The organism is Pseudomonas sp. EL_65y_Pfl2_R96 (genome assembly GCF_963970905.1).
In the GTDB taxonomy this organism is placed as follows: Bacteria; Pseudomonadota; Gammaproteobacteria; order Pseudomonadales; family Pseudomonadaceae; genus Aquipseudomonas.
Map to the genome: position 1 here is coordinate 49,596 of NZ_CAXAQH010000036.1, position 13,622 is coordinate 63,217.

General features: G+C 63.6%; 2 protein-coding genes (1 of these 2 only partly in view). Both read right to left on the minus strand.

Going from position 1 to position 13,622, the window contains the following annotated elements; translation table 11 throughout:
- Window positions 1–2,779, minus strand: the 5' portion of a protein-coding gene (locus tag AACY49_RS26000) for a non-ribosomal peptide synthase/polyketide synthase (RefSeq protein WP_339527292.1). It extends 10,739 nt beyond the left edge of the window; only the first 2,779 of its 13,518 coding nucleotides appear in the window; its start codon is at window positions 2,777–2,779; the stop codon falls past the left edge of the window.
- On the minus strand, window positions 2,779–13,622 hold a 10,844-nt coding region (locus tag AACY49_RS26005; RefSeq protein ID WP_339527293.1), incomplete at its 5' end, for a non-ribosomal peptide synthetase. The genes AACY49_RS26005 and AACY49_RS26000, both read right to left, overlap by 1 nt.

Below are 13,622 nucleotides of genomic sequence, written 5' to 3' on the forward strand. Positions count from 1 at the left end.
GCAGACGCGCTTCGATTTCACCCAGTTCGATGCGGAAACCGCGGATCTTCACTTGGTGGTCGATGCGCCCCATGTATTCGAGCACGCCGTCGTGCCGATGGCGCGCCAGGTCGCCGGTGCGGTACAGCCGCGCGCCGTTGCCGAACGGGTCGGGCAGGAAGCGCTCGGCGGTCATCGCCGCACGGTCGTGATACCCACGGGCCAGGCCGTCGCCACCGATCAGCAATTCACCAATCGAGCCTGCGGGGTTTGGCGCCAGATCGTCACCCAAAATGTACAGCATGGTGTTGGCAATCGGTTTGCCGAGGTACGGCTGGCGCTGCTCGCGGGTCAGTTGCCAGGCCGCTGACCAGATGGTGGTTTCAGTCGGGCCATAAAGGTTCCAGACCTGCCCCGCCAGGCCAAGCATGCGCTGGGCCAGGTCATCAGCCAGCGCTTCGCCGCCGCAGAGGAATTTACAGCCCTGGAGGATGGGCGCCTGTTCGTGGTCGAGCAACATACGCCAGGTCGACGGCGTGGCTTGCACCACGGTGACTTCCTGTTGCCGGATCATCTCCAGCAACGCTTGCGGATCCTGGGCGGTTTGCTTGTCCACCAGCACCACACGGGCACCGCTGAGCAGCGGGCCGTAGATTTCCAGGCCGAAAATATCGAACGAGAACGTGGTCAGCGACAGCATGCGGTCCTGGGCCTCGATGCCCGGCGCCTTGACCATGCTCACCACGAAGTTCACCAGCGCCTGATGGCGCACCATTACCCCTTTGGGTTTGCCGGTGGAACCGGAGGTGTAAATCGCATACGCGAGGTGTTCACCGCTGATCGATACCTGCGGATCGGCTTCGCTGTAAGCGCGAGCGTGCTCGCCTTGCGGGTCGAGCAACAGGGTCTGCACGCCAGCCGGAATCGGTAGTTGCCCGGTCAGATGAGCCTGGGTCAGCAGCAGTTGCAGGCCGCTGTCTTCGATCATGTGCGCCAGACGGTCTTCGGGGTATTGCGGGTCGAGCGGCACGTAGGCACCGCCCGCCTTGAGAATCGCCAACAGCCCGATCAGCATTTCCAGGCTGCGGTCGATGGCGATACCGACCAACTGATCCGGGCCGACACCCAGTTCGATCAGCCGGTGCGCCAACTGGTTGGCCTGGCGATTGAGTTGTGCATAGCTCAGTGATTGCCCGTCGAACACCAGCGCGGTGTCCTCTGGCGTGCGCAGGGCCTGGGCTTCGATCAACTGATGGATGCAGCGGTCAGTCGGGTATTCGGCGGCGCTGCGGTTCCAGTCGACCAGCACCTGCTGTTGTTCGGCTTCGTCGAGCAGGGCCAGATCGCCCACCCGCTGCTGCGGATCGGCAACGATACTGCCCAGCAGGTTTTGCCAATGCCGCGCCAGACGCTCGATGGTCGCGCCGTCAAACAGGTCGGTGGCGTAGGTCAGCTGTGCGCCAAGGCCCTCGGGGCCGTCGAACGTTTCCAGGGTCAGGTCGAATTGCGCGGTGCGCGATGGTTGATGCAAGTGGCGGATCGTCAGCGCTGACTCGCCCGTGCCCTGCCGACTTTGGCTGGCGCCGGTGCTCTGGTGGTTGTACATGACCTGGAACAGCGGGCTGTAGCTAAGGCTGCGTTCCGGTTGCAAAGCCTCGACCAGTTGCTCGAAAGGCAGGTCCTGATGCGCCTGGGCGGCCATCGCGGTCTGTTTGACCTGGGCCAGCAGCGTGCTGAACGTGGCCTGAGCATCGAACTCCGTCTTGAGCACCTGGGTGTTGACGAAGAAGCCGATCAGCCGTTCAGTCTCGACCCGGTTGCGGTTAGCGGTGGGCACGCCGACACGGATGTCGGCCTGGCCACTGTAGCGATGCAACAAGGCCTGGAACGACGCCAGCAACAGCATGAACAGCGTGACATTTTCGCTTTTGGCCAACGCCCTCAGGCGCTCGCCCAGAGCCGGCGGCAACGCCAGCTCATGACGGGCGCCACGCAGGCTCTGCACCGCCGGGCGCGGGTAATCGGTGGGCAACTCCAGCACCGGATGCTCGCTGCCCAAGTGCGTCTGCCAATACTCCAGCTGCCGCTCGCGCTCCCCGGCTTCCATCCAGTGCCGCTGCCAGATGCCATAGTCGGCGTACTGGATCGACAGCGCCGGCAAACTGAGTTCCTGGCCCTGGCGGTAGGCGCCATACAGTTGCAGCAATTCGTCGACCATGACCCGCATCGAGGCGCCATCCGAGGCGATGTGGTGCTGGGTCAGGGTCAGCACGTGCTCCTGCGCGCCAAGGCGCAGCAGGCTGACACGCAACAGCGGCCCGTTGACCAGGTCGAACGGCTGCCCGGTCTGTTCGGCGACGAACGCTTGAATCTGCGCGTCTGGCGACAGGGCGTCGGGGCGTTCATCCAGTTCATGCACGGCGACGGTCAGGCTCATGTGCGGATGAATCACCTGCACCGCCCGCTCATCCTGCTGCTGGAACGTGGTGCGCAAGCTTTGATGACGAGTAATCAGCGCATTGAAACCGCGCTCGAGCGCCGCTACGTCAAGCTCGCCCTGCAACTGCATGGCACTGGGGATGTTGTAGGCGGCGCTGTCGGGGTCCATCTGCCAGAGAAACCACTGACGTTCCTGAGCAAAGGACAGCGGCACCGGATCGAACTGCGACTGGGTTTCGGGAATCGGCAGGTTCGCCGGCGAAACACCTTCCTCGAGCATCTTCTGCAGATAGACCCTGCGCTTGTCGAGCGGCAGAGTAATGAAGCGCCGGGCGATCTTCAAAGCGACATTGGTATCCATCAAGCTTCCTCCATTTCGTCAAGCAGGGCGTCCAGCTTGCTCAGTTTCAACGTATCGACCTGCTCACCTGCGGTTGCCAGACTGCTGACGAAATCCGTGAGTACGGGGTGTTGAAAAATCAGTTGTGGGGTCAGTTTCAGGCCCAGTTCCAATTGCAGGCGTGAAACCACATTGACGGCCAGCAACGAGTGGCCGCCCAGTTCGAAAAAGTTATCCAGCAAGCCGACACGCTCGACTTGCAGTACGTGCTGCCAGATCGCCGCGACCTGCTGCTCCCGCTCGCTCTGCGGGGCGACATAACGCACCTGCAAATGACCGCCCTCCACCGTCGGCAACGCCTTGCGGTCGAGTTTGCCGTTGGGCGTCAGCGGCAATTGTTCGAGGAACAACAGGTGCGCCGGGACCATGAATTCCGGCAGAGATTCCCTGAGCCGTGCCTTGAGTTCATCGCGCAAAGATTGCTGATCGTCGGCGGCATCGAGGTCCAGCTGTGGTGCGACCACATAAGCCACCAGTTGCTGATTGCCCAGGGCTTCCTGCGCCAGCACCGCCACTTCGCGGACCGCTGACTGCTCCAGCAGGCGCGCTTCGATTTCACCCAGTTCGATGCGGAAGCCGCGGATCTTCACTTGATGGTCGATTCGCCCTCGGTACTCGATCACACCATCGGCCTGATAACGGGTCAGATCGCCGGTGCGGTACAGGCGCTCGCCATGGCTGGCAAACGGGTTCGGCACGTACTTCTCGGCGGTCATGCCCGGCCGCCCCAGGTAACCACGGGTGATGCCGGCGCCGGCCAGGTACAGCTCGGCGGACACGCCCAGGGGCACCGGTTGCAAATCGGCATCCAGCAGGTAACTGGCGGTGTGCTTGAGCGGCCGGCCAATGTTCGCCGTGCCACCCGCCTCGCGACGGGTCCAGGTGGAATAGGTGGTGTCTTCCGACGGGCCGTAAAGGTCGTAGACATGCGCCACGGTCGCTTGCCCATAAAGTGCGTCGACCAGCGACTGCTTGAGCGGCTCACCGGCGAGGTTGATGATGCGCACGCTCGGCGGAATCTGCCCGGCACTGTGCAGCGCATTGATCGCCGACGGTACGGTGTTGATCAGGCGCACCTGATCCCGCGCCGGCAATTGCGGCAATTCCATGGCGTTGCGGGCGATGATCAGCGAGCCGCCGTTGGCCAGGGTGACAAACAACTCCCACACCGACAGGTCGAAGCACACCGAGGTCGAGGCCAATACCCCTTGAATGTCGTCGCGGCTGTACACCGATTGCGACCAGTCGATCAGCGCCAGCACGTTGCGATGGGCGATGGCCACACCTTTGGGCTTGCCGGTGGAGCCGGAGGTGTAGATCACGTAGGCCAGGTTATCCGGTGTGACACGGGTGACCGGGGCGCTGCGCGGATAATCCGCCAGTTGTGCCTCGATCCGCTCCATCAGCAGCACTTGGGTGTGCGCCGCCACGTTTAATGTTGCCGCAACGGCCTGCTCGGTCAGCAGCACCAGGGCGCGGCTGTCTTCGAGCATGTAGGCCACGCGGTCGACCGGGTAATCCGGGTCCAACGGCACGTAGGCACCGCCGGCCTTGAGCACCGCGAGCAGCGCGACCAGCAGGCTGTCCGAGCGCTGCATCGCCACGCCGACCCGCACTTCCGGGCCCACGCCCAATTCGATCAGCTTGTGGGCGAGACGGTTGGCGCGGCTATCGAGTTCGGCGTAAGTCAGCTGTTGGCTGGCGAAGGTGACCGCCAGCGCGTCCGGTTGGGCGGCGACTTGGCGGTCGATCAACTGATGAATGCACAGGTCTTGAGCGAAATCTTCGTCAGCACGGTTCCAGTCCAGCAAGACCTGTTGCTGTTCGGTCTCATCCAACAGCACCAACTCGCCGAGGCAGCGTTCACCGGTGTCGATCATCTGGCTCAACAAGTGCTGCAAATGAGCCGCCAATTGCGCCACCGTCGCCGATGCAAAACTGCCGCGCTGATAGCTGAAGTGCATCGACAGTTGGGTGTCGAGGCTCACCAGCAGGGTCAGTGGATAGTTGGTCTGCTCGACACTGGCCACCGGACCAAAGCGCAACCCTTGCGGGGCGCCCTGCTCCAGGGCCTGGGCAATCGGGTAGTTCTCGAACACCAGAATGTTGTCGAACAGCGCTTCACCGCCCTGCCCGGCCCAGCGCTGAATATCGAACAGCGCGGTGTGTTCGAACTCGCGCAAGGCCAGGTTTTGCCCTTGCACCGCTTGCAGCCAGCTATTGAGCGATTGCTCGGCCCGAGGGCTGGCGATCACCGGCAAGGTGTTGATGAACAGGCCGATCTGTTGCTCGACACCCGGCAAATCAGCCGGACGACCGGCGACTGTCGCGCCGAAGGCCACGGTGCTCTTACCGGTGTAGCGTTGCAGCAGCAGCAACCAGGCCGCCTGCACCAGCGTGTTGACGGTGACTTTCGCGGCCCGGGCGAACTCGCCCAGACGCAAGGTTTGATCGGCCTCCAGCACCTGGAAATGATCGCCATAACCTTGGGCTTCGATAGACGCTTGAGGCTTCGCGACGGTCTGGGCCAGGCGCGTCGGCTCCTCCAGCGCCTGCAGCGCCGGGGTCCAGAACGCTTCGCTGGCGGCTGAGTCCTGGCGTTGCAGCCAGGCGATGTAATCGCGGTAACGTCCGCTGTGAGCGGCGTTGAACTGGCCGCTGTAACGCTGCAGCACTTCGCCGAGCAACTGCGAGTTGCTCCAGCCATCCATCAGGATGTGATGGTTGGTGTAGATCAGGTGATGACGGTGGTCGTCGATGCGCGCAATCACCAGCCGCAACAAGGTCGACGCGTTCAAGTTCAGGCTTTGGCGTTCAGAGTCGGCAAGCGTCTGCAAGGCCTGATCGCGCTGCGGATGCCTGCGCACATCATGCAGGCTGTAAGGCAACTGCGCGTGTTTGCTGACCACTTGCACCGGGTTTTCCAGTTCGCCCTGCCAGACAAAACGCGTGCGCAGAATGTCGTGGGCATCCACCGCCGCTTGCCAGGCCTGATGGAAACGCTCGGGGTCGAGCCCGTCGACGTCCAGGCGTATCTGGTTGATGTAATCGCCGGTGGTTTCTTCGTACACGGCATGGAACAACATGCCCTGCTGCATCGGCGACAGCGGATACAGGTCTTCGATCGACTGCGGCGCCAGCGGCAAGCCGTCCAGTTGTGCCTGGCTCAAGCGCGCCAGCGGGAAGTCCGACGGAGTAACGCCGTGCTGCCCGGCCTCGCAGCAATGGGCGATCAGCGCTTGCAGTTCCTGGGCGTAATCGTCGGCCAGCGCTTGAATGGTCGACTCATTGAACCGTTCGCGGCTGAAGGTCCAGCCCAGGTTCAGTTCGCCGCCATACACCTGACCATTGAGGGCCAACTGGTTGGCCAATGGCGCACGGGCGTCCAGTTCATCGCCGGCCGCGTCACTGCACGGTACGAACAAGGCGCCGTCGGCTGCGCTGAAGCTGCCGTCGAACTGGCCCAGGTAGTTGAAGGTCAGGCACGGGACCGGCAATTGGCTGAGGGTTTGACGTGCAACGTCGTCTCCCAGATGGGCCAGGGCACCAAAACCGAGGCCCTTGTTCGGGATCGCGCGCAGCTGTTCCTTGATCTGTTTCAGCGAGCCACCGAGGTCAGCGACCGGCGTCAGTTTTGCCGGGTACAGGCTGGTGAACCAGCCGACGGTGCGGGTCAGGTCAACGCCGTCGAACAGCTCTTCACGGCCATGGCCTTCGAGCTGGATCAACGCGCTGTCGGTGCCGGTCCAGCGCACCATGACCCGGGCCAGAGCGGTGAGCAGCAGGTCGTTGACCTGGGTGCGATAAGCCGCCGGAGCGTCTTGCAGCAGTTGCCGGGTCAGTGCCTTGTTCAGTTGCGTGCGCACCGTCAGGGCATGCTTGTTCTGTTGCCCGCCTTCGGGGTTATCCGCCGGCAACGCCACGTCGGCGCCTTGCAATTGCTGTTGCCACCAGGCCAGTTCGCTGCGCAGTTCCGCACGGCGGGCGTAGGTTTGCAGGTGCTCGGCCCAGACTTTGGCCGCACTGGTTTTGGCCGGCAATTGCAGGGGCTCGCCGGTCAACAGCTGACGGTAAGCGGTTTGCAGATCGTCAAACAGAATCCGCCACGACACGCCGTCCACCACCAAATGGTGGATCACCAGCAACAGTCGCGCAGTGCCGTCATCAAGGTTCGCCAGCACTGCGCGCAGCAGCGGCCCGTGTTGCAGGTTCAGGCTGCGTTGCGCTTCGTTGGCCACCGCTTCCAGTGCCGTGGCGTCGGCGACGTCGACCGCCCAGACCAACGCCTCGGTCTGGCTGCCCGGCGCGCGGTATTGCGCCTGCCAGCCCTCGGCCTGCTCGACGAAGCTCAAGCGCAAGCCATCGTGGTGCGTAACCAGCGCGCCCAACGCCTGCTCAAGCAGCGCAGCCTCCAGGGTTTGCGTCGGCTTGAGCATCACCGCCTGGTTCCAGTGTTGACGCTCGGGGATGGCCTGTTCGAAGAACACCTGTTGCACCGGCAACAACGCCAGTTCGCCCGTCACCGGCCCTTGATCGATGACCTGAGCCTGCTCACCCAACCGCGCCACCGTGGCCAGTGCCTGAATGGTCTGGTGCTGGAACAGGTCTTTGGGCGTGAAGCGGATACCGGCCTGACGGGCGCGGCTGACCACTTGAATCGAGATGATCGAATCGCCGCCCAGTTCGAAGAAGTTGTCGCTCAAACCGACCTGATCGAGTTTCAGCACGTCCTGCCAGATCGTCGCCAGTTGCTGCTCCAGCGCGCTTTGCGGCGCCATGTAGGCTTGCTGCAATTGGCTGACGTCCGGCTTGGGCAGGTTCTTGCGGTCGAGTTTGCCGTTGGGGGTCAACGGCAGGCGCTCAAGCAGCAGCAAATACGCCGGGACCATGTGCGTCGGCAGCGCGGCTTTAAGTTGCTCGCGCAGGCTGTCGGCGAAATCAGCCCGTTCGGCATTGAGCGCATCGGCGACCACATAAGCCACCAGGCGCTTGCCGCTGCCGGCGGTGCCTTCCTGGGCGACCACCACCGCTTCGCGTACCCCGTCGAGGGCTTGCAGGCGCGCTTCGATTTCCCCCAGTTCAATACGGAAACCGCGAATTTTCACCTGGTTGTCGATGCGATCCAGATAATCGAACGTGCCATCGGCACGCTGCCGCACCAGGTCGCCGGTGCGGTACAGCAAGCCACCGACCGCGCTGAACGGATCGGCGACAAAGCGTTCTGCCGTCAGCCCGGGACGGTTCAGGTAACCCCGGGCCAGGCCGGTGCCGCCCAGGTACAGCTCACCGGCCATGCCTTGGGGCAGCAGGTTCAGGTCGGCGTCCAGCACGTAAGCGCTGCGGTCACCGATGCGACTGCCGATCGGCGCATAGGCCGCGCCGCACTGCACGTCGCGCCCGGCCTTCCAGATCAACGGCGTGACCACGGTTTCGGTCGGGCCGTAGCCGTTGATGATGTAGTCCGGATCGAGCGCGCGTTTGACCCGCTCGAAACTGGCGTTGGGCACGGCATCGCCGCCGAAGCAGTAGATCCGCACCTTCGGCGGGTGGCCTTCACGCTCGGCGTGTTCGGCCAGTTGTTGCAGGTAGACCGGCGGGAACGCCACCACCGTCACGCCGTGTTCGCGCATGGCGTTACAGGTCTGTTCCGGCGTCCACAGGCTGTCGTCGCGAATCAGCAGCGAAGCGCCGTGGGTCAGGCTGGTGAGCCAACGCTCGTGGGCGCCGTCGAAGGCGAAGGACATGAAGTGGAATTCGCAGTCGCTGTCGCGCATTTCATAGCGCTCGCCGATGGCCTGGCAATGCATCGCCAGCGGGCCATGGGCAACGCTCACGCCTTTGGGGTGACCGGTGGAACCGGAGGTGTAAATGACGTAAGCGAGGTTCTGCGGATCGAGCGGCACCTTGGGCGCAGTGAGGGATTGGCTGCGCAGATCGAGACGGTCGAGTTCCAGCACCGGGACCGAGTCCTCCACCGGCAACTGCGCAGAAACAGACGAATCGGTGAGCAACAACGCCAGCCCCGAATCCTCGATCAGATAGGCCAGGCGCTCGCGCGGGTAGCTGGTGTCCAGCGGCACGTAGGCGCCGCCGGCCTTGAGCACCGCCAGCAGCGCGACAATCACCCCTTCGCTGCGCGGCAAGGCCACGCCGACCCGGCTTTCCGGGCCGACACCCCGCGCGATCAGGGCGTGGGCCAATTGATTAGCGCGCTGGTCGATGTCGCCATAGCTGAACCGCTGGCCGGCGAAGATCACTGCCGTGCGCTCCGGCCGCTGGGCGGCGAGTTCGGCGATGCGCTGGTGAACGGCGATGTTCACCGGGTACGGTTGCGGCTGGTTATTGGCCTGTTGCTGCGCCAGCTCGGTGGCACTGGCCAGGGCGATTTCACCGAGGTTGCGTGCGGCCGACTCGGCGAACTGCTCCAGCAGTTGCAGCAGGTGCGCACTGATGTGTTCGATCGCCGGCGTTGCGAAATGCGCCCGGTCGAAGCTGTAATGCAGCGCCAGGGTCTGGCCGAGCGTCACGGCGACGCTCAGCGGATAATGGGTTTGCTCAAGGTTGGCGACTTCGCCGAACACCACGCCTTGCTCCGCGCCTTGTTGCAGCGCCTGGGCAATCGGGTAGTTCTCGAACACCAGAATGTTGTCGAACAGCGCTTCGCCACCCTGCCCGGCCCAGCGTTGAATGTCCGCCAGGGGCGTGTGTTCGAACTCGCGCAGGCTGAGGTTTTGCGCCTGTACCGCTTGCAACCAGTGGCCGACACTCTGGTCCGGACGCGGCGCGCCGATCACCGGCAAAGTGTTGATGAACAAGCCGACCGCTTGCTCGATGCCGGGCAAGTCTGCCGGTCGCCCGGCCACCGTGGCGCCGAACGCCACGGTTTGGTGACCGGTGTAGCGTTGCAGCAACAGCAGCCACGCGGCTTGCACCAAAGTGTTGAGGGTGACTTTCTGTTGTCGGGCAAAAGTTTCAAGGTGTTGGGTGCGACTGACGTCCAGGGTCTGGAAGTGGTCGCCATGCCCGCTCAGGCTTTCGTTGCCGGACGCCACCCGCGCCAGTCGGGTCGGCTCTTGCAACGAAGCCAACGGCTCACGCCAGAAGTCCTGGCTCGATTGCGCATCCTGACGCTGCAACCAACCGATGTAATCGCGATAGCGTCCGCCGGTTGCTATCGGTGGGCGACCGCTGTAACGCTGCAAGACTTCGCCGAGCAACTGCGAGTTGCTCCAGCCATCCATCAGGATGTGGTGATGGGTGTAAATCAGCTGCCAGCGATCGGCTGCGGTGTGTACCAGCACCAGTCGCAGCAACGGCGCCTGACTCAGGTCGAATCCTTGTTGGCGCTCGGCATCGGCCAGTTCATTCAGGGCCTGAAGCTGATCGCCACGCTCACGCCAGTCGAGCACGGTGAACGGCAACTGCACCTGTTTGTGGACGATCTGTACCGGTTGTTCCAGTTCGCCCTGCCAGACAAAACCTGTGCGCAGAATGTCTTGAGACTCGACAGTGGCCTGCCAGGCCGCGCGGAAACGCTCGGGCTCGAGGCCTTGCACATCCACCCGCAGCTGATTGATGTACTCGCCCGCCGCCTGTTCGTACAGGGTGTGGAACAACAGCCCCTGCTGCATCGGCGACAGTGGATAGAGGTCGTCGAGTTGGCCGACGGCCACCGGCAGTGCATCGAGTTGCGCCTGGGTGATGCGCGCCAGCGGGAAGTCCGACGGCGTGGCCTGTGGGGCCTCGAGGGTGCAGCAATGCTCGATCAACCCGTTGAGTTCGACAGCGTATTGATCAACCAACTGCTCAATGGTCGCGGTGTCGAACATCTCACGGCTGAAGCCCCAGCTCATCGACAGCTCACCGCCGTACACCTGGCCTTCGACCGTCAGCCAGTTGGCCAACGGCGCCGACGGATCCTGGGCCGCGCCGCTGCCTTCGCTGGACGGCACAAACAACGCCGCTTCGTCGAACTGGCGGTCGAACTGCCCCAGGTAGTTGAAGGTGATGCGCGGTTGCGGCAGGGCCGCCAGTGCGGCGCCAATTTGCGGATCGGCCAGATAGCGCAGCGCACCGTATCCCAGACCTTTGTCCGGCACCGCGCGCAGTTGCTCCTTGACCGTCTTGATCGATGCGCCGAGATCGCCGGCCGGGATCAGGTTGACCGGGAACAGGCTGGTGAACCAGCCGACGGTACGGGTCAAATCAATGTCGTCGAACAGGTCTTCGCGGCCATGCCCTTCGAGCTGGATCAGCGTGCTGCCCTGCCCGGTCCAGCGGCACACGGCCCGCGCCAATGCGGTCAGCAGCAGATCATTGACCTGAGTGCGATAAGCCGCCGGCGCCTGTTGCAGCAGTTTGCGGGTTTGTTCGGCATCGAAGGTCAGTTCGACTTTCTGCTCGAAACGGTTTTGCAGTGCGCCGTCAGGGCGGTCGCACGGCAAATCGTTTTGCGGCGCATCGCGCAATTCGGCCTGCCAATAATCGACACTGTTGTGGAACGTTGGCAGGTGGCTTTGCAGACGCGCCACCCAGCGTTGGTAGGCACTGGTTTTCGCCGCCGTCATCAGCGTCGAGCCGTCGCGTGCCTGGCGATAGAACTGCTGCAGATCCTCCAGCAATACCCGCCACGACACACCGTCCACCGCCAAGTGGTGAATGACCAGCAGCAGCCGTTGGGTGCCATCGGCCATGTCCACCGACAACGCTCGCAGCAATGGGCCGGTGCTTAGATCAAGACTGCGCTGGGCTTCGTCGCATAACGCATTCAGTTCTTCGAGCGATTGCGCCGAGCGTTGCCACAACACCGACTCAACGGAGGCTGCGCCATAAGCCTGCTGCCAACCGGCGTCGGTTTTTTCATAACGCAGACGCAAACCGTCGTGATGCGTGAGCAACTGCGCCAACGCTTGATCCAGCACCCCGGCATCCAGCGCTTCGCGCGGGACCAGCAGCAGCGACTGGTTCCAGTGATGACGCTGCGCAATGGTTTGATCGAAGAACCAGTGCTGCACCGGTGCCAGGGCCACCGCGCCAACCGCCGGACCTTGATCGATCAGGTTCTGCTCGCCGCTGCGGGCCACTTGCGCCAGGCTGCGGATGGTCTGGTGCTGGAACAGGTCTTTGGGGCTCAACAGGATGCCCGCCTGACGCGCGCGACTGACCACTTGCATCGACACAATGGAATCACCGCCCAGCTCGAAGAAGTTGTCTTCCAGGCCGACGTTGTCGATGGCCAGGACGTCCTGCCAAATCGCCGCCAGCGACTTTTCCAGGGCCGTGCGTGGCGCCACGTGCTCGCGTTGCTGCCGGGTGCCGTCGACCGCAGGCAAGGCCTTGCGGTCGAGCTTGCCGTTGGGGGTCAACGGCAATTGTTCGAGGAACAGCAGATAGGCCGGGACCATGTAGTCCGGCAAATGTTGGCGCAGCGCGGCTTTCAGGGTTTCGCGCAGGTTCGCTTGAGCATCGGCATCGTCCGCCAACACCGCGGCATCGGTCGGCACGATATAGGCGATCAGTTGCTGGCCGCTAACGCCATCCTGAGCCAGCACCGCCAGTTCGCGTACCGCGTCCTGCTGCAACAGCCGCGCTTCGATTTCACCCAGCTCGATCCGGAAACCACGAACCTTGACCTGGTGGTCGATGCGACCGACGTATTGCAGCGCGCCGTCTGCCTGATAGCGGGTCAGGTCACCGGTGCGATACAGGCGCTCGCCGTTGCTGGCAAACGGGTTCGGCACGTACTTCTCGGCGGTCATGCCCGGCCGCGCCAGGTAACCCCGGGTGATGCCTGCGCCGGCCAGGTACAGCTCGGCCGATACGCCCTGCGGCACCGGTTGCAGATCGGCGTCGAGCAAATAGCTGGCGGTGTGTTTGAGCGGTCGACCGATGTTGGCGCTGCCGCCGGCCTGGCGGCGAGTCCAGGTGGAATACGTGGTGTCTTCCGATGGACCGTAGAGGTCGTAGACGTGCTCGATAGTCAGCTGCTGATACAGCGCCTCCACCAGGCTCTGCTTCAGTGGCTCACCGGCGAGGTTGATGATGCGCACACTCGGCGGAATCTGCCCGTCGCGCTGCAACGCATTGATCGCCGAGGGCACGGTGTTGATCAGGCGCACCTGATCCCGCGCCGGCAGCTGCGGCAGCTCCAGGGCGTTGCGGGCGATGATCAGCGAGCCGCCGTTGGCCAGGGTGACAAACAACTCCCACACCGACAGGTCGAAACACACCGAGGTCGAGGCCAGTACCCCTTGAATGTCGTCGCGGCTGTACACCGACTGCGACCAGTCGATCAGCGCCAGCACGTTGCGATGGGCGATGGCCACGCCTTTGGGTTTGCCGGTGGAGCCGGAGGTGTAGATCACGTAGGCCAGGTTATCCGGCGTGACGCGGGTCACCGGCGCACGGCTTGGGTAAGCGGCCAGCCACGGCTCGGCGGTGTCCATCAGCAGCACTTGGGTGCCTACCGCCACGTTCAAGATTGCCGCAACGGCCTGCTCGGTCAGCAGCACCAAAGCGCGGCTGTCTTCGAGCATGTAGGCCACGCGGTCGGTCGGGTAGTCCGGGTCCAACGGCACGTAGGCGCCGCCGGCCTTGAGTACCGCCAGCAGCGCCACCAGCAAGCTGTCGGAACGCTGCATCGCCACGCCGACCCGCACTTCCGGGCCCACGCCCAACTCGATCAGCTTGTGGGCGAGACGGTTGGCGCGGCTATCGAGTTCGGCGTAAGTCAGCTGTTGGCTGGCGAAGGTGACCGCCAGCGCGTCCGGTTGGGCGGCGACTTGGCGGTCGATCAACTGATGAA